Here is a 17,869-nt window from a genome sequence, read left to right on the forward strand (position 1 = left end):
GTGACCGCCGCTCTGCGCCTGCCGGTCGGTCTCGGAGCCGCGGGACCCCACGTCCCGCACCCGCTCCACGATACCGGCCGCGACTGGCCGGAGACGAACTGCTACGTCGACCTCTGGATCGAGCTCCTGCACGGCCGCGGCCTCGTGCCGGAGGCGATGCTGGGCTTCACCCTGCGGCAGGATTTCGAGGGCGACCAGTTCACCTTCTTCAAGCCGCCGACCGGCGATATCGAGCGCCTCTACGGTCTGGAAGTGCTGGAACTCGCGGTCTACGGCGGCCTCGAGAACCACGCGGAGATCCAGGCCGCGGCCGGCCGGCCGGTCCTGGTCGAAGTCGACGCGATCTACCTGCCCGACACGCAGGGGACCACCTACGGCCGCGAGCACGGCAAGACCACGATCGGCATCCTGGCCCTCGATCCGGCGGCCCGGGAACTCGATTACCTGCACAATGCGGGTCGTTTCCGGCTCTCGGGGGACGATTACGGCGGCATCTTCGGGCCGGCGACGCTGCCGCCCTACGCCGAGTTCGTGAAGACTGTCGCCCCGCCGCTCGGCACGGCCGAGCTGCCGACGGTGGCGCGCGAACTGCTCGTCCGGCATCGCGCACGCGCACCCCGGCGCAACCCCGTCCTGGCGTTCCGCGACGCCCTCGCGGCGACCGCCGGGGATCTGGTCGTCCGGCCGCTCAGCGTGTTCCACGCCTACGCCTTCAACACGACGCGCCAGCTCGGCGCCAATTTCGAGATGCTCGCCAGCCATCTCACGTGGCTCGAAGACCGGGAGGCCGGCGGATTCGCGCCGGCCGCCGCGGCCGCGGCGGATCTGAGCCGCGAGGCCAAGGCCTTCCAGTTCCAGCTCGCCCGCGCCTTCCACCGCCGCTCGGCCGACGGCTTGGCGCCGCGCCTCGACCGCCTCGCGGCGACCTACGACCGCGTCTTCGCGGATCTCGACCGCGCGCTGGACCGCTGAGCGCCGCGATGGCCCGCATCCGCAGCCTCGACGACCGGGCGCCGGAGGTCCAGCTGGGGCCGTGGCGGCTCGCCGTGACGCCGCCGGGCGCCTGCGCGGGCCCCGGCGAGCTCGACGGGGTCACCGACTGGATCGCGGCCGAGGTTCCCGGCACCGCCGCGTCCGCCCTGCGGGCGGCCGGACGCTGGAGCGAGGCGACGCCGGAGCCGATCCACGATCGCGACGTCTGGTATCGGACACGCATCACCGGTTCCGGCTCGGCCCGGCTGCGCTTCGCGGGTCTCGCCACGATCGCCGAGGTCTGGCTCGACGGCGTCCCGCTCCTGTGCGTGCGCTCGATGTTCGAGGAACACGCCGTCGACGCGGTCCTCGGCGACGTCTCCGATCTCGTCCTCTGCTTCCGCGCGCTCGGGTCGGAGCTCGACCGTCCGGCCAAGCGCGGGCGCTGGCGGCCGCGGATGATCACGCCCGGGTCGCTGCGCCATGTGCGCACGAGCGTCCTCGGCTTCATGCCGGGCTGGTGCCCCGGGATCGACCTCGTCGGTCCCTACCGCCCGCTGACAGTCGAGCCTGTCCGCCCCCGCGCGAGCGCCGCGGATGTGCGTTCCACGCTCGACGGCGACGTCGGGCGCCTCGCCGTGCGCCTGCGGGTCGACAGGCCGGTCGGCCCCGTGATCCTCCGGTGCGGCGGCGAGGAAATCCCGCTCGCCGCGGTCGAGCCGGGGCTGTTCGCGGGCGAGCTGGCGCTGCCGGGCATCGCGCCCTGGTGGCCGCATACTCACGGCGCGCCGAACCTCCACCCGGTTGAGATCCGCGTCGACGGTGCGCGGATCGACCTGGGCCGCGTCGGCTTCCGGACCCTGTCGCTCGCGCGGCCCTTCGAGGAGGGCCTCGCGCTGGCCGTGAACGGCGTGCCGGTCTTCTGCCGGGGCGCCGTCTGGACGCCGCCGGACCTCGTCGGGCTGGGCTCGGACGGCACTGAGACGCTGCTCCGGCTGGCGCGCGAGGCCGGCATGAACATGCTGCGCGTCCCGGGGACGACGCTCTATCCAGCCCCGGACTTCTACGACCTCTGCGACGAGCTCGGCATCCTGGTCTGGCAGGACCTGATGCTCGCCAACTTCGACTACCCGCACGACGATCCGGCCTTCGCAGCCGCGCTCGAGCGCGAGCTGTCGGGATTCCTCGACCGGACGCAGACCGCACCGTCGCTCTGCGTGGTCTGCGGCGGCAGCGAGGTCTGGCAGCAGGCGGCGATGCTCGGTGCTCCGCGCGCCGTCTGGGCCGACACCTTCTGCGTGGAGACGCTTCCACAACGCGTCGCGGAGCGGCGCCCCGATCTCGTCGTGACGCCGAACTCCCCCTCGGGTGGCGACCTGCCCTTCTCGCCGCGCGCGGGCTGCACCCACTATTTCGGTGTCGGCGCCTATCGTCGTCCGCTCGAGGATGCCCGCCGGGCCGAGGTCGGGTTCGCCAGCGAGTGCCTCGCCTTCGCCAACCCGCCAGATCCCGGCACGCCGAGCCCGACCGGGCCGGCCGATCCGCTCTGGCAGGCCGGCATCCCGCGGGATCGGGGTGCCGACTGGGACTTCGAGGGGGTGCGCGACCATTACGTCGCCGCGCTCTACGACGTCGATCCGGCCGCGCTGCGCGCCGACGACCCGGACCGCTACCTCGACCTCGGCCGCGCCGCGGTGGCCGAGGTCATGGAGGCGACCTTCGCGGAGTGGCGCCGCCCGCGCTCGCCGACGGCCGGCGGCATCGTCCTGATGCTGCGCGACCTCGCGCCGGGCGCCGGCTGGGGCGTGATCGACTGGACGCAGCGGCCGAAATCCGCCTGGTACGCGTTGAAGCGCGCCTTCCGCCCGGTCCAGGTTCTCCTCGCCGACGAGGGCCTCGACGGCCTGCACGTCCACGTCCTCAACGAGACGGCCGCGGCGCGTGCGCTGACCTTGACGCTGACCTTCTGCGATGTCGCGGGCCGCGTCGCGGCGCGCGCCGAGCGCGACCTTCTGGTCGGCTCGCGGGCGGCGCTCACGCTCACCTCTGCCGCCCTGCTCGGCCGCTTCTTCGACGCCACCGACAGCTATTGTTTCGGACCGCGCATCCACGATCTCGCGCACGCGCGGCTGAGCGACGCCGACGGGCGCGCGATCGCCGAGAGCTTCTACTTCCCCGGCGCGCGGCCGGTCGACCAATCGGCCGTCGGGCTCAGGGCCGAGCCGGTGGCGACCGGGGCAGGACCGGGTCTGCGGATCAGCACCGAGCGCTTCGCCCTCGGCGTTCAGGTTCTGGCCCCCGGAGCGCGGCCGGATGACAGCGGCTTCCATCTCGCGCCCGGGTCGAGCCGGATCATCAGGTTCGCGGAAGCCGCCCGGCTTCCGCGCGGGTGCGTGCGGGCGATCAACAGCGGCGAGATCGTGGACTTCGGTCATGACAGGTGAGGTCCGGTCCGAGGCCGCGGTGCCGGTGACGTTCGAGGGGCTGTTCGGGTGGCTTCATCCGGCGGCCGGGATGCGCGGCGTGGTCCTCTGCGGGGCCTACGGATTCGAGCAGATGGCCGCGCATCGGCCCTGGCGCTCGCTGGCCGAAGGCCTCGCCGCGGCAGGTTGCCCGACGCTGCGCTTCGACTATCCGGGCGAGGGGGACTCGGCCGATCCCGGGGAGGCCCGGGTCGATGCCTGCGTCGCGGCGGTCTGGCGGGCGGTCCGCTTCCTGCGCGCGACAACCGGCGTCACCGAGATCGTCGTCGTCGGCCTGCGCCTCGGCGCGACCTTCGCGGCGCTGGCCGCAGAGGGCGAGGCCGTGGACCGCCTCGTCCTGCTGGCGCCGGTCACCACCGGACGCGCCTATCTCCGCGAGATGCGGCTGCGGGCGCAGACGATCGGCCGCCTGCCGGACGGGTCCGCCCCGGCGCAGGACCCGGATTGCCTCACCGTCGGCGGCTTCCGGATGGAAGCCGCGTTCCTGGCCGATCTCGCCGACTTGAATCTCGCGCGGCTCCGGCGGGCGCCTGCCGGACACGCGCTGCTCCTCGCGGCCGAGACCAAGGCGCTGGCCGCCCGCCTCGGCGCCCTCGGTTGCGACGTGGCGACGGGCGCGTTCCCGGGTCTCGCGGCGCTCGTCGCCGACCCGATCTTCTCCGATGTCCCGGACGCGGACTTCGCCCGCGTGATCGGCTTCGCGACCGAAGGCATGCCGGTCGCCGGGCCGCGATCCGGCGGCACCGCCGCCGACGGCCGGCTCGCGAACGGTCTGACCGGGCCGGGCTGGGCGGAGGTGCCGGTCCGCTTCGGCCACGGCCTGCTCGGCATCCGGTGCCGGCCGGACCGAGGGGAGGGAGCGGCGCCGACGATCCTGTTCGTCTCGACCGGCATGAGCGTGCATTCCGGCTGGGGGCGCCAGACCACGGATCTGGCCCGGCGCCTCGCCGCTGAGGGGGTCGCGTCGTTCCGGTTCGACCTGCGCGGCATCGGCGACAGCGACGACCGGTCGGACGGCCGCAAGCCCCTCTTCGCCGCGGACGGCTTCTCCGACGTCGCGGCGGCGATCGACGCGATCGCCGGAACGGGCGGCCCGATCCTGCTCGTGGGCGGGTGCAGCGGCGCCTACGCGGCCTTCCACGCGCTCTGTCGGGACCGCCGGGTCGACGGGGCGCTGCTGCTCAACCTCTACTGCTTCGACTGGGATCCGGATCAGGACCTCGACCAGGTCATCCGGCAGACCTTCGGCAGCGCGTCCACCTACGCGGCTCTGCTCAAGCGTGGTGCGACGTGGCGCCGGCTGATCCGCGGCGAGATCCGGATCCTCGCGATCGCCGCCGCCCTGGCCCGGCGCGGAATCGTGGCCGCGTTTCGCAGGATCCGCCGGGCTCTCCGCCCCGGACCGCCCGGGGGCTCGCCCGCCCGGCGGATCGCCGCCCTGCGTCGCAGGGGGGCCGAGATCCGCCTGCTCTACAGTGCCGGCGACCCCGGGCTCGCGGCCGTCCGCCGCCATCTCGGACGCTCGCCCGGCCCAGCGGACCGCCGCGTCGGCGCACCCGTGACGGTGGTGCCGGGCGTGGACCACAATTTCGGCTCCCAAGAGGCTCAGGCCCGCGTCACCGAGGCGCTGCAGGATCTCCTGCGGGCTGTCCGGCGCGCCCACGCGACGCGCGTCACCGCGGCCGCCGCCGCGCCGCGAGGCGAGCTGACCCTGGCGGGCCGGACGTGACCCGGCTCACGCGCCGGTCGGCCCTCGCCCTGGCGGCGGGCGCCCTCGCGTCCGGTCGCGCCGCCGCGGCCGAGCCGCTGCACCGCTGCGAGGCGCTGATCGACTCGATCGGCGTCAACGTGCATCTCGGCCATCGCGGCAGCCCCTACGTCGACCGCTTCGCCGCCTGCGCCCAGGCCCTCGACGAACTCGGGATCCGGCACCTGCGCGACGACATCGTGCTGATCGGTGACGAGCCGGCCGGGCAGTTCGAGCGGATCGCCGATCTTGCCGACCGGGGCTACCGCTTCAGCCTGATCTTCTACGACGGGCTCACGCCCGGGCCGCGGGTGCCACCCGAGCGCTTCGCCGAGATCGCCGGCTGGGCCGGCGACGGGCTCCTCGTGGCGGAGGGCGGCAACGAGCCGCCGGTAGCGGCGCGGCCGGGCCTCGCACGGCTGTCGGCCGATCACCAGGCGGCCCTGTTCCGCGCGGTGCGGGCGGATGACCGGGCCCGGGCCGTCCGCGTTGCCGGACCGAGCTACATCCAGGGCAACGTCGCGGCGGCGCAGAACCTCGCCGCGGTGGTCGACCTCGCGAACATCCACGCCTATCCGGGGGCCGAGCACCCGGAAACCGACGGTGGGGGCAGCCTCGCGCGCTTCGTCGCGGCCGCGCGCCCGGTCTTCGGTGACGCGCCGGTGATCGCGACCGAGAACGGCTATCACACGGCGCTCGCCACCGGCAGCGCCCACCTGCCGATCTCGCCGGGCCTGCGCGCCCGATACCTCCCGCGGATGCTGCTCTGGAGCTACCTTCAAGGTGTGCGGCGGACTTACCTGTACGAGCTGATCTCCAGTTTCGACCGCGGCGACGCGGATCCCGAGAGCCGTTTCGGCCTCCTCGCCCACGATGGCCGGCCGACACCCGCCTTCGCGGCGGTGCGCAACCTCGTCCGGCTGTTCGGCGCCCCCGCCGCGGAGATCGCCGCGGTTCCGGCCGACCGCGACGTCACGCTCGCCGCCCCCGTTCCCGATCTCGTCACCGCGCGCTTCGTGCGGCGGGACGGGGCGACGCTCGTCCCGATCTGGCTCGGCCTCGACGGCTGGGACCGGCGCGGCCGGGCAGCGCGGCCGGACATGCCGGCGCGCACCGCCGAGCTCTGCTTGTCACGGCAGCCCCGGCGGGCACGCCTCCATCGCTTCGACGACGACGGCGCCGTGAGCGTGGTGGATCTTCCCGCGGGCAGGCGGGTGCCGATCCCGGTCACAGACCGCCTCGGCGTCGTCGAGCTGACGTAGAGCGACCGCCCACGCGGCCCGTTCAGAGACGCGCCTGAACTCCGACCCGACGGAGGCCGAGTCCATGCTGAGCTACCTGGGTGACACGATTGTCGGCCTGACCCTCGCGGTCCTGAACGCGCTCGCGCCGCTGGACGTGCACGTCGACAAGGGCGTCCCCTACGCTGCCGGGAGCGAGCACCGGGCCGACATCTACCGGCCACCCGCGGGGAAGCCGCGGCCGGTCGCCGTGTTCCTGTACGGCGGCGGGTGGCGGACCGGATCCAAGGACGAGGTCGCCTATGTCGGCGCGGCGTTCGCGCGCAGGGGTGTCGTCGCGGTCATCCCCGAGTACCGCCACGTCCCGGCGGCGACCCTCCCCGACATCCTCGCGGACAACGCCGCCGCGGTCGCCTGGACCATCGCGCACGCGGCCGCGTACGGCGGCGATCCCGCCCGCGTCACCGTCGTGGGGCATTCCTCGGGGGCCTGGGCCGCCGCGATGCTGGGTCTCGACCGGACCTGGCTCGACAGGGCCGGCTCGAGTCCCGCGAAGCTCGCCGGCATCGTCGGTCTGGCCGGGCCCTACGCGACGTCGGCTCTGACCGATCCGCTGGATCGCCAGGTGTTCGTGGGCAGCGACCCGGCTCTGCAGCCGATCAACCACGCCGCGGGTTCCCATCCCGCGATGCTGCTGGCCACCGGCGCGGCGGATCTCGACGTCAACCCTGCCGGAACCCTCGCGCTCGACCGCGCGCTGCGGGGCTTCGACGGCAAGGAGACCGTGAAGATCTACCCCGGTCTCGGCCACGGGCAGATCGTTCACGCGATGAGCTTCCCGTTCAATCTCCGGTTCTCGGTCGCGGACGACGTCGCGCGCTTCGTCAAGGGCGCCCACGCCGGCCCGCGCCCGCGACGGGCCGCGGCCTCAGTGATAGCCCGGCGCGCCCGCCGCGACCTTGCCGCGGAACAGCCAGTAGACGTAGCCCGTGTAGGCCAGGACCATCGGCACCAGGACCACCGCGCCGGCCAGCAGGAAGGCTTGGCTGCTCGGGTGGGTCGCCGCGTCCCAGATCGAGATCGCGGGCGGGACGATCATCGGCCACAGGCTGATCCCGAGCCCGACATACGACATCAGGAACAGCCCCAGGGCACAGAGGAACGGCGTCACCTCGGCCCGTCGATCGAGCGCGACGAAGAAGCGCCACGCCAGCAGCGCGACCAGAGCCGGCACCGGCGCGGCCAGGGCGAGGTTCGGCCAGGACAGCCAGCGCGCCCGGAACGCCTCGCTCAGGATCGGCATCGCGGCCGAGACGACCACGATGGCCGCCAGAGTGACGAGGCCGAGCCGGCGCGCGAGCCGGTAGGCCCGGAGCTGGAGGTCGCCCTGCGTCTTCCAGATCAGCCAGCAGGCGCCGAGCAGGCCGTAGCCGGCCACAAGGGCGGCGCCGGTCAGCACCGAGAACGGCGTCAGCCAGTCCCACCAGCCGCCCGCGTAGGCGCGGCCCTCGACCCGGATGCCCTGGACCAGGGCGCCGAGGCAGATGCCCTGGCAGAAGGTCGCCACGTAGCTGCCCCACGAGAAGGACCGGTCCCAGGTCCGTTGGCTCCCGGGCGAGGCCGCGCGGAACCGCATCTCGAAGGCGACGCCGCGGAACACCAGCGCCAGGAGCATCAGGATCAGCGGCATGTAGAGCGCCGGCAGGATCGTGGCGTAGGCGAGCGGAAACACCGCGAAGAGCCCGCCGCCGCCGAGGATCAGCCAAGTCTCGTTGCCGTCCCAGACCGGCGCAACGGTGTTGACCATGACGTCCCGGTCCGCCTTGCCGCGGACCGCCGGGAACAGGATGCCGACCCCGAGGTCGAAGCCATCCATCACCACGTAGAGGAAGACCGCGGTGGCGATGAGGAGCGCCCAGATGAGCGTGAGATCGAGGGACATCGGGACTACTCCGCGGGCTGCGCGAGGGGGCGGCCGGCATCCTGCGCGCCGGCGACGAGGGCGGGGGCGGGCGTGATGCCGGCGGTGCGGATCGGCTGTCCGGGCGGCGGCCCGGGCTCGTGGGCATGCGGCGCTTGATTGAACAGGTGCAGGAGGTACCAGATGCCCGCGCCGAACACCGCGAGGTACACCGCCGCGAAGGCCGCCAGCGACGCCGCGACGGCCGGGGCCGCCACCGGGGACACGCTGTCGATCGTGCGCAGCGCGCCGTAGACCGTGAAGGGCTGACGGCCGGCCTCCGTCACCGTCCAGCCGGCCGTGACGGCGATCAGGCCGGACGGTCCCATGCCGACGGCGAAGCGGTGCAGCCAGGGGGTGTCATAGAGCCGCCCCCGATGGCGCAACCACAGCGCGGCGAGGCCGAGGGCGATCATCAGCAGGCCGAGGCCGACCATGATCCGGAACGACCAGAAGACCAGGGGGAGGTTGGTCGGCCAGAGGTCGCGCGGCATGTCGTTGAGCCCGCGGACCTCACCGTCGAGCTCGTGGGTCAGGTAAAGGCTGGCGAGGCCGGGAATCCCGATCCGGTCGCGCACCTCACCCGCCTCCGCGTCCGGCCAGCCGAACAGGATCGCGGGGGCCCGGCGCTCCGTCCGGAAGTGCCCCTCCATGGCCGCGACCTTGGCGGGCTGGTGCGCGTAGGAATTGCCACCGTGCAGGTCGCCGATCACAAGCTGGGCCGGCGCCACCGCGGCGGCCATCCACATGGCCATCGAGAACATCAGCCGGGCCCGGGGATTGGCCCGGTCCCGCAGCAGGTGCCACGCGCCCACGGCGCCGACGATCATCGCGGTGGTGAGGTAGGCGCCCGTGACCGTGTGGGCGAAGCGGTAGGGGAAGGACGGGTTGAAGACGATCGCCCACCAGTCGGCCGGGTTGAAGCGGCCGTCCGGCCCGACGACGTGGCCGGTGGGCGTCTGCATCCAGGAATTGGCCGAGAGGATCCAGAACGCCGAGGTCAGGGTGCCGACGGCGACGAGGCAGGTCGCCAGGAAGTGCAGTCCCTTGCCGACCCGTTCCAAGCCGAACAGCATGACGCCGAGGAAGCCGGCTTCCAGGAAGAAGGCCGTGAGCACCTCGTAGCCGAGGAGCGGCCCGAGCACCGGCGCCGTCCGGTCGGCGAAGACCGACCAGTTCGTGCCGAACTGGTAGCTCATGACCAGGCCCGACACGACGCCCATCGCGAAGGCGACGGCGAAGATGCGGAGCCAGTAGCGGTAGGTGTCGAGATAGACGGCCTTGCCCGTCCGCAGCCAGAAGCCTTCGAGCACGGCGAGATAGCTCGCGAGCCCGATGGTGAAGGCCGGGAACAGGAAGTGCCAGACGACGGTGAGCGCGAATTGGGCTCGCGCGAGGTTGACTGCACTCGGCAGTTCGAGGGCGGACATCGCGGTCTCCAGGGGGGACAAACGCGGCAGCTCTGCCGCGGCCCGGACGCGGACGCGTTGATTCAGCTCAAGGCCGGGGCCGCGATTCTGAGCGCGGCGAGGCGATTGCGCTGGATCAAGGCCGCCGCTCGCGCGTCCGCCGACAGTGGCGCGGGGGTTCGGTCACGGCCCGCGAGGAGACCGCCATGTCCTACGCCAACATCTTGGTATCCGTGGATTTCGCCGAGGCGACGGCCGACCGCGTCCGGCTCGCGGCCGCGCTGGCGCGCCGCTTCGACGCGACGCTGACCGGCGCCGCCGCCGCCGAGGTGCCGGCGCCGCTCTTCGCCCACGACATCCGGGATGCGCAGGCCCAGTACGAGCGCTCGAAAGCGAAGATCCTGCAGGAGGTGGAGCGCGCGGAGGCCGTCTTCGCCCGCTGCGCCGGCGCGGCGCCCCGCACCGCCTGGCGGGGCGGCACGGAGCGGTCGTTCGCCCATCTCGTTGAGCGGGGCCGCGCCGCCGACCTGATCGTGGTGGGCGGGGCCGGCGAGACCGAGATCGATCCGAGCCCGTTCGGCGTGGCGGTCGCACCCGTCCTGATGGAGGCGGGACGCCCCGTCCTGGTCGTCCCGCAGCACCATGCCGGGGAACCGGGCCGCCGGATCGTCGTGGCCTGGAAGGATACGCCGGAGGCCCGGCGGGCGGTGTCGGGCGCCCTGCCGTTCCTGCGCTCCGCCGGCCAGGTCTTCGTCGTTACGACCGGTCAGGGCGCCCGTCTCGAAGGGGCCGAGGAGGTCGCCGCCCATCTCAAGCTCCACGGCGCGGCGGTCACGACCCACCTGCTGACCACGGCGGTGAGCGACGGGGAGGAAATCCTGCGCTTCGCCCGCGAGCAGCAGGCCGACCTGATCGTCATGGGTGCCTACGGCCACTCGCGCCTTCGGGAATGGGCTTTCGGTGGCGCTACCCGCGACATCCTGCAGGCGAACAGTCTCTGCTGCCTGATGGCGCATTGATGGGCTGAACCGGCGCGGCGGCCGACCGAATCGTCGACCAGCCGCCCGAGGCTTGCCCGGGCGGAGCGGTCCTAGCGCGAGAAATGGGTGGTCGACATGCGGTCCGTGACGAGTTCGGACGGCACCCAGTCGTATTGCGGAACCGGCTCGCGCCGGATCAGTCCCAGAGCGTCGTCGATCGCGCGACGGCTCTGGGTGCCGGCGTCTTGGTAGATCGTCACGGCGAGGCGCTTGTCCTGCATCGCCTGCATGCCGTCCGCAGTTGCATCCGCGCCGCCGATGAGGATTCGGCCTACGGGGATCCCGGCCGCCTCGATCGCATCGGCGGCGCCGAGCGCCATCTCGTCACTGCCGGCGGCGATCGCATCGATGCCGATGCCGCGGGCGATCCACCCGCCGACGACGACCCGCGCCGACGCGCGGCTTCCATCCGCGGTCGTCTCCGCGACGAGACGGAGGCCCGGGCTCACCGAGAGCACCTCCCCGGCGCCCCTCTGGCGGAGCACTGAGCCGGGGTCGGAGAGGCTGCCCGCGATGATCGCGACGCGCCCGGCCCCGCCCAGCATCTGGGCGAGCTTGCGCATCTGCAGGCGCCCGGCAACGAGGTCGTTCGGAACGACATGCGTGACGCGTCCGGCAAACCAGTCCGTGCGCGGGCCCTGGCCGATGAGGACCAGCGGGACATCCATCCCCAGGGCCAGCCGGGTGATCTCCTCGCGGGCCGTCGGGTCGACCGGCATCACCACGAGGGCGTCGACCTTCTCGGCGATGAACCGCCGCGCCTGCGCGATCTGCACCTCGCCCGCACCTTCGGGCGCGTGGGCGAAGCGGGCGGCCACCCCGCGCGCCTGCGCCTGCTCGCCGAGGCCGTCGTGCAGGCGCCGGGCGAGGGCGGGCGGCGGCATCAGCAACGCGATGGTGGTAGCGGAGGCCGGCAGTGTCCAAGCCACGAGGACGAGGACGAGGGCTGCCCTTCGGAGCGATCCGCCGGCGAAGCGGCCGCGCACCCACACGGTCCAGGTCATCAGGCGTGTTCCGTCCCGCTCGCCGCGCCACACAATTCAGGCCGCACGGAGGCTCTCCAAGATGCCGGCGATCTCGTCGCCGAGACGCGCGGCGTCCTGCGTCAGGCTCTCCGCCGCGGTGAGCACGGCGGTCGCGGCCCGATCGACCGCCTCCGGCGTGTCGGCGACGCCCGCGCTGTCGGTGTCCAACCGGTCGGTGCCGTCGGCCGCCGCCGCGATGGTCTGCGCGATCTCCCGCGCGGCCGCGCCCTGCCGCTCCACGGCATCCACGATGGAACGCGCGGCGCGGCTCATGCCCTCGATCCGCGCCGCGACGCCCGCGATCGCCGATACCGCCTCCGCGGTGGAGCCGCGGATCTCGGCCACGTGCTGGCCGATGGTGTCGGTGGCGTCCTTGGTCTGCGCGGCCAGCGCCTTCACTTCGGAAGCGACCACGGCGAAGCCGCGGCCCGCGTCGCCGGCCCGGGCGGCCTCGATCGTGGCATTGAGCGCCAGAAGATCGGTCTGGGCGGTGACCTTGGCGAGGAGGCGGACTCCGTCGCCGATCCGGTCCGCGGCGCCGCTGAGCGCCTGCACACGGGCGGTCGACTGCTCCGCCTCCGCCGCGGCTGTCTCGGCCAGGGTTGCGGCGGCCTCCGCCTGCGCGCCGACCTCGCCGACCGCCGCCCCGAGCAGGCCGGCGGAGTCGGCGACCCGCCGGACGCTGGATCGCGCCTGCGCGAGCAGGTCGTTCATCATCGTCGATCGACGTGCCGTCTCGCAGATCGAACGGCCGACGCCGTCGGCGGTGCCGCGCAGCGCCGCGGCGCTGGAACTCACGGTCTCGACGATGCCGGCGATCGCGCTTTCGACCCGCACGGTCGCTTCTTCGACCACGATGCGGCGCTGCTCGCCCTGACTTTGCAACCGAGCAGCCTCCGCGTCGCGCCGCGCCGCGTTCCGCAGGGTCTCCTGAACGGCTCTCGTCGCGGCCGCCATGACGCCGAGTTCGGCGGGACGCGACGTCGAAGGGATCGAAACCGTGAGGTCGTTGTCGGCCAGTCGCTGCAGGGCGGAGGCCAGCGCGGTCATCGGGTGCGCGACGCGGCGCAGGGCGAGACGCATCAGCCCCAGGGCAGCGAGGGCGGCGCCCCACGAGCCGATCGCGAGCGCCAGACGATAGGTCGTGCCGGCGGCGTCGACAGCATCGATCAGCTCCGTGATCCCTGCCTCGTGGTCGCTCAGCACCGCGTCGGCCGCCTGCGTGAAGGCCGCCGCGTCGGCCTGCGACACTGTCATCAGGACCGTCTCGGCGAGATCGCGCTCCCCGGCTCGGTCGAGGGCGGCTGCTTCGGCCTCCGCGGTCAGGAAGTGCTGCCAGGCTTCCCACAGACATTGCGCCCGCTTCCGCTCATCCGCCGTCCGGACGGTCGGCGCATAGGCGCTCCAGGCCCGTGTGAATGCGTCGCGCACCTGCGCAGTCCGGGCGGCCTCGTCGCGGCGCGCCCGATCGGTCGATGCGGCGTGCGCCAGATGGTCGAGCGCGCGTAGTTCCTGAGTCAGCTGCTTCATGGTGCCGAGAAGCCTGACAACTTCGATCTCTCTGACCAGGGACCGACTGGAGGAGTCGATGGTGCCGAATTGAAATGCCGAAACGCAACCGAATGCGAACGGAATACACAATATCGAGGCCGTGAAGCCGATCACGACGGTCCGGAAACCCAAATCATAGTGATCATCACGCCGAATAGGGAAAGATACCATAGATGCGGTCCGAGGCATGACCTCGAGACCGCGTCTATTTTACGAGCCGCAGAAAATCAATCGCTCACGAGAATTACACGCGCCGGCGCGACAGTTCGAATTTACGAAAATTGAGATTATCGATCGAAAGTTGTCATGTATTTACCTCGGGCAGGCCCGCATCTAATGCATCTCGACCGCCCGCTTGACCATCAGAGATCAATATCGATGGGCAGCAGTGTGGAGACGCGCGATGTCGGGAGCCGGGCAACTGGGCGGCGGTCGAGCTGGATGTTCTGTCCCGCTTCACCGTACCGAACGAGAACGACTCGGCGGTGCTGGTGCGCCTTGCGGAGACCGTGACTGGAACGGAACAGGTCACCGGCCTCGCTCGTCAGCGCGCGGTACGCGCGGAAGTGCAGGCCGGACTCCTCTCTGTCCCCTCGCGGAAGGCCTGAGCCCAGGTCGGGAGCACGGGGCATCCGCTCCCCGGTCCGCGGGCGGTGTGGACGCACCCTGTGGCGCGCGCCCGAGCGGACGCGTCGACGGAAGAAACTTGCCAGCGATCATCGCGGAGCGCCGCCGCGATGAGGGCCCATCAGAGCGGCTTGGCCTGCTGGGCGCGCAGCCACAGCAGACCGGCGACGCCCATCCAGGGACAGACGAAGACGATGAAAGCGACCAGTCCCATGGGACCTCCCGGCAGAGCGCAGTGAACGTCAGGAAACGCTCGGGGGTTTTGCCGGATCCCGCTCAGCGGACGCGGCGCGGGCTTGCCGCGCCATAGCGATCAACTCCGAGGCCGTGAGGCTTCGGAGCGGCGGCGGCTCGGGAAGGAGGGCGGGTCCCGGCGGGCGCGGTGCAGGCGGAAGGGCGGCCGAGCGCCCGGGCCAGAGCCGCTTCAGCCGTCCCGCCTTCCGCAAGCTACGTTCCGCCACGCATCTGTCTCCCGCGCATCAAAGGCGGTCACGGGTAGGCGAGGGCCTCTAAGATGGTTAGCGGGGCCGAAACAAGGGTCGGACGCCGGCCCGGCGTCGGGCGTATGCGAGCCCCCCTGGGCAGGCGCACGCGTCGCCCTACCGCTCGCGATTTCGCGTCTCTCGGCGGATCGGCCGTATCGCGCAGGGCGCGGCCGTAGCCCTGGATTCTCACGCAACCGGCGCTCGCTCGTCGGCGGACTCGCAGGATCAGGAGTATCGAGAGGCCGGCGCGTCGGGCCCAAAGGGCGTCGATCGTGCTTCTTCAGCGAAGGTCACGTCGTCCCCGGGCATACCCGATGGTACCGCGAGCATTCCGGTGCGTCATGTTGGCGCGATGCTTGCCTCGTTCATCGGAGGTCTGAGAATTCTGGACCAGCTGGGAGAACCATTGCCGGTCCGCGTGCCCAGATCGGATCAGACTCCGGCAACGCGGTGAATATCTGCGACGATCGGCCGGGCTCGCGGCCTAGGCGGTTTCCGGTCCCGCACGACTCTGACGCGTCGGCCCGTGTTCAGATCAGCTGCTCTGGTGCCGGCTTCGCCGGCCCGGTTGAGCAAAAATCTCCGGCCTGTGATGCTGGCGCAGGACCGTCGCACGTTATCTGAGATACACGAACCCTCCCGGCTTTCGGCGCTGAGAGAGCGAACATGGCAGAGCCTGCAGCAACGGACGCGCGCCTCGCGCAGCTCGAAGCGGACAATGCCCGTCTGCGCCGCCTCCTGGACGAGACCGGGACACCGGACGGTCTGCGTCACGGCCTGCGCGACACGTTGGCGATGCTGCGGGCCGTCCTGCGGCTCTCCGCCGAGACCGCGGAGACCGTCGACGGCTACGCGACGCACCTCGAAGGTCGGCTCGACGCTATCGCGCGCGTGCGGGTCGCGGCCGACACCTTCGGCGAGGTCAGCCTGCACACGCTGATCTCCGACGAGTTGATGGTCCACCTGATCCGCGAAGGCGAGCAGGCGACGCTGGAGGGCCCTTCCGTGCGCCTCAGGCCTAAGGCCGCGCAGCTGATGGCCCTGGCGGTCCACGAACTCTGCAGCAACGCGGTCGAGCACGGCGCCTTCGGTCTCTCGAAGGGCGGTGTCGACGTTACCTGGGCGGTCGCGGGGGACGGGACGAGCGCGCCCGGCGACTTGACGCTCGTCTGGAAGGAAACGGGCGGCACGGGCGTCACGCCGCCGAGCCGGCGCGGCTTCGGCATGCAGGTGCTCACCGAGATGTTGAGCTACGAGCTGCGCGCGACCGTCGCGCTCGCTTTCGAGCCCGACGGGTTGCGCTGCACGGTCGACTGCCCGCTGATCCCGCGGATCGGGCGCCTGGTCGAGGACGAGCGCGCGGACGAAGGCGCCGAACCGCCCTGAGCCGGCGTCGACCGCCCGGATCGCCTCACCCGAAGGCCCGGGCGGTCTCCCGGACCTGCCGCGCCGCTCGGTCCGCCCGGCCGCTCGCCTGCGCGATCGTGGTCATCCCGCCGGAAATCGCCGAGACGTCCTCCGCGGCGGTCTGCATGCTGCCCGACATCTCGCGCATCACCGCGGATTGCTCCTCTACCGCCGCCGCGATGGTCGACGAGACCGCGTTCAATGTCCGGATCGTGCCCTGGATCGCGTCGATGGCGTCGACGGCTTCGCGGGTCGCCGCCTGCGTCGAGGCGATCTGGTGGCGGATCTGATCCGTGGCGCGGCCGGTCTGCGCCGCCAGAATCTTCACCTCCGACGCCACCACCGCGAAGCCGCGACCGGCCTCGCCGGCGCGGGCCGCCTCGATGGTGGCGTTGAGCGCGAGCAGGTTCGTCTGCGCGGCGATGCCGGAGATGAGGCCCAGAACCTCGCCGATCTGGGCGGCCTGGTCGCTGAGGCCCGTCACGATCCGGCCGGTGCGCTGCGCCTGCTCCACGGCTTGCCCGGCCGTCTCGGCGGCGTGGCTCACTTGCTGGCTGATCTCGTCCACCGAGGCCGACAGCTGCTCCGCGCCGGTGGCCACCGACCGGATGTCGCCGGACACGCGGCCCACGCGCGCGACCGCCGCGTCGGCTTGCCGGGTCACGTCCGCCACGGCGTCGCCGATGGCGTCCAGCTCCGCGCCGATGGCGCGCTGCGCGGCGGCGCGCTGCTGCCGTTCGTGGACCTGGGCGGTGATGTCTGTGGCGAACTTGACGACCCGGACGGGCCGTCCATCCGCGTCCGTGATCGGGTTGTAGGTCGCCTGGATCCAGATCTCGCGACCCCCTTTTCCGGTGCGCCTGAACGCGCCGGACTGGAACTCCCCTCGCGCGAGTGCGGCCCAGAACATCCGGTACTCCTCGCCGACGCGCTCCGCCTCGCCGACGAACAGGCTGTGATGCCGACCGACGATCTCGTCGAGCCGATAGCCCACGGCGTCGAGGAAATTGGCGTTGGCGGTCAGGATCGTGCCGTCGAGCGAGAAGGCGATCACCGCCTGCGAGCGGTGCAGCGCGCTGATCTGCCCTTCGAGATCGAGGGCGCGGAGCTTCTGGTCAGTGATGTCCGTGGCGAACTTGACGATCTTCACCGGCTTGCCGCTGGCGTCGAGCACCGGGTTGTAGGAGGCCTGGATCCAGACCTCCCGTCCACCCTTGGCGAGCCGCTTGTACTCGGCACTGGCGAAGGTGCCGCGTCGCAGGCTGTCCCAGAACTCCCGATAGGCGTCGCTCCCCAGCTCGGTCGGCGGAACGAAGAGGCTGTGATGCCGGCCGCGGATCTCCTCGAGCGTGTAGCCCACCGTCGCCAAGAAATTCGGGTTCGCGTCGAGGATCGTGCCGTCCAGCGCGAATTCGATCGCGGCCAGTGACCGGCTGAGGGCCGCGAGCTTGGCAGCCTGATCTCTCCGAACCTTCGCGCCCTCGAACATCGATTCCTCCGCATCCCGTGATGAGGGTGCGGCCGAAACGCGCACCTGGGCGGTCAGATCAAGATCTTCTTGACCGAGTCCGCTTTCTATCGGGCTGGGCGACGTCAGATGTCTGTCGAGGCCCTGCTATAGCGATGTCTGGCATAGGACGACACCGTTGCGCGGCCGTTAAGATGGTTCGCCTCCTGACCAAAAAGCGTGGAGTGGGACGATGCGTGCAGCGATGTTCGATAAAGACCACAAACACAGCTGTAAGGCGCAGCGAAACAGCCTTGATCAAGGGCGCCACTATTTTACGTTGTGTGTGGCCGACGCCACCCGGGAGGCCTTCCGGCCCGCCTTTGTAGGATCTGCGCGAAGCGCCGCATCTCGCCCGGCGACGCCGCACGATGACGTGCGGAGTCCGGTCGGTCCGACGCGCCCGCCGCGGGAC

General features: G+C 71.9%; 11 protein-coding genes and 1 pseudogene. 7 read left to right on the forward strand and 5 right to left on the reverse strand.

The window, feature by feature from the left end; translation table 11 throughout:
* From BKE41_RS01155 to BKE41_RS31875, 5 genes and pseudogenes are all read left to right on the forward strand, one after another.
* The gene (locus BKE41_RS01155; RefSeq protein ID WP_070998296.1) at window positions 1-972 is read left to right on the forward strand and encodes a DUF1839 family protein; all 972 of its coding nucleotides are present in this window, start codon (window positions 1-3) and stop codon (window positions 970-972) included.
* An 8-nt stretch (window positions 973-980) separates the two neighbouring features.
* Window positions 981-3,416: a beta-mannosidase gene (locus BKE41_RS01160; protein ID WP_070998298.1), complete on the forward strand. Its 2,436-nt coding sequence runs from the start codon at window positions 981-983 to the stop codon at window positions 3,414-3,416.
* The gene (locus BKE41_RS01165; protein ID WP_070998300.1) at window positions 3,406-5,184 is read left to right on the forward strand and encodes an alpha/beta fold hydrolase; all 1,779 of its coding nucleotides are present in this window, start codon (window positions 3,406-3,408) and stop codon (window positions 5,182-5,184) included. The genes BKE41_RS01160 and BKE41_RS01165 overlap by 11 nt, the downstream gene beginning before the upstream one ends.
* On the forward strand, window positions 5,181-6,464 hold the full coding sequence (locus tag BKE41_RS01170) for a hypothetical protein (RefSeq protein WP_058607534.1): 1,284 nt from the start codon (window positions 5,181-5,183) through the stop codon (window positions 6,462-6,464). The genes BKE41_RS01165 and BKE41_RS01170 overlap by 4 nt, the downstream gene beginning before the upstream one ends.
* Before the next feature lie 64 nt (window positions 6,465-6,528).
* A pseudogene (locus BKE41_RS31875) lies at window positions 6,529-7,113 on the forward strand (alpha/beta hydrolase); the annotation flags it as partial.
* 258 nt (window positions 7,114-7,371) lie between these two features.
* Here BKE41_RS31875 and cydB read toward each other — a convergent pair.
* Window positions 7,372-8,385 carry a cytochrome d ubiquinol oxidase subunit II gene (cydB, locus tag BKE41_RS01180; RefSeq protein WP_012317216.1) on the reverse strand — a complete coding sequence of 338 codons (1,014 nt, stop codon included), beginning with the start codon at window positions 8,383-8,385 and terminating at the stop codon, window positions 7,372-7,374.
* Window positions 8,386-8,390: 5 nt separating this feature from the next.
* Window positions 8,391-9,833, reverse strand: a complete 1,443-nt coding sequence (locus tag BKE41_RS01185) for a cytochrome ubiquinol oxidase subunit I (RefSeq protein ID WP_012317217.1) — start codon at window positions 9,831-9,833, stop codon at window positions 8,391-8,393.
* Between the two features lie 185 nt (window positions 9,834-10,018).
* Here BKE41_RS01185 and BKE41_RS01190 point away from each other — a divergent pair, with 185 nt between their 5' ends.
* Window positions 10,019-10,831 (forward strand): universal stress protein, encoded by an 813-nt coding sequence (locus BKE41_RS01190; RefSeq protein ID WP_070998304.1) that lies wholly within the window; start codon window positions 10,019-10,021, stop codon window positions 10,829-10,831.
* A gap of 71 nt (window positions 10,832-10,902) precedes the next feature.
* On the opposite strand, the gene BKE41_RS01195 is transcribed toward BKE41_RS01190, so the two are convergent.
* Window positions 10,903-11,856, reverse strand: coding sequence for a substrate-binding domain-containing protein (locus tag BKE41_RS01195; RefSeq protein WP_244632904.1), 954 nt, complete (start codon window positions 11,854-11,856; stop codon window positions 10,903-10,905).
* A 36-nt stretch (window positions 11,857-11,892) separates the two neighbouring features.
* The gene (locus BKE41_RS01200) at window positions 11,893-13,542 is read right to left on the reverse strand and encodes a methyl-accepting chemotaxis protein (RefSeq protein WP_245295877.1); all 1,650 of its coding nucleotides are present in this window, start codon (window positions 13,540-13,542) and stop codon (window positions 11,893-11,895) included.
* Window positions 13,543-15,206: 1,664 nt separating this feature from the next.
* Between BKE41_RS01200 and BKE41_RS01205 the strand changes: the two genes are divergently transcribed.
* Window positions 15,207-15,926: a sensor histidine kinase gene (locus BKE41_RS01205; RefSeq protein WP_070998308.1), complete on the forward strand. Its 720-nt coding sequence runs from the start codon at window positions 15,207-15,209 to the stop codon at window positions 15,924-15,926.
* Window positions 15,927-15,951: 25 nt separating this feature from the next.
* Here the strand turns inward: BKE41_RS01205 and BKE41_RS01210 are convergent, their stop codons facing one another.
* Window positions 15,952-17,436 carry a PAS domain-containing methyl-accepting chemotaxis protein gene (locus BKE41_RS01210; RefSeq protein ID WP_070998310.1) on the reverse strand — a complete coding sequence of 495 codons (1,485 nt, stop codon included), beginning with the start codon at window positions 17,434-17,436 and terminating at the stop codon, window positions 15,952-15,954.
* Between the last annotated feature and the right edge of the window lie 433 nt (window positions 17,437-17,869).

Source organism: Methylobacterium sp. C1, from assembly GCF_001854385.1.
In the GTDB taxonomy this organism is placed as follows: domain Bacteria; phylum Pseudomonadota; class Alphaproteobacteria; order Rhizobiales; family Beijerinckiaceae; genus Methylobacterium; species Methylobacterium radiotolerans.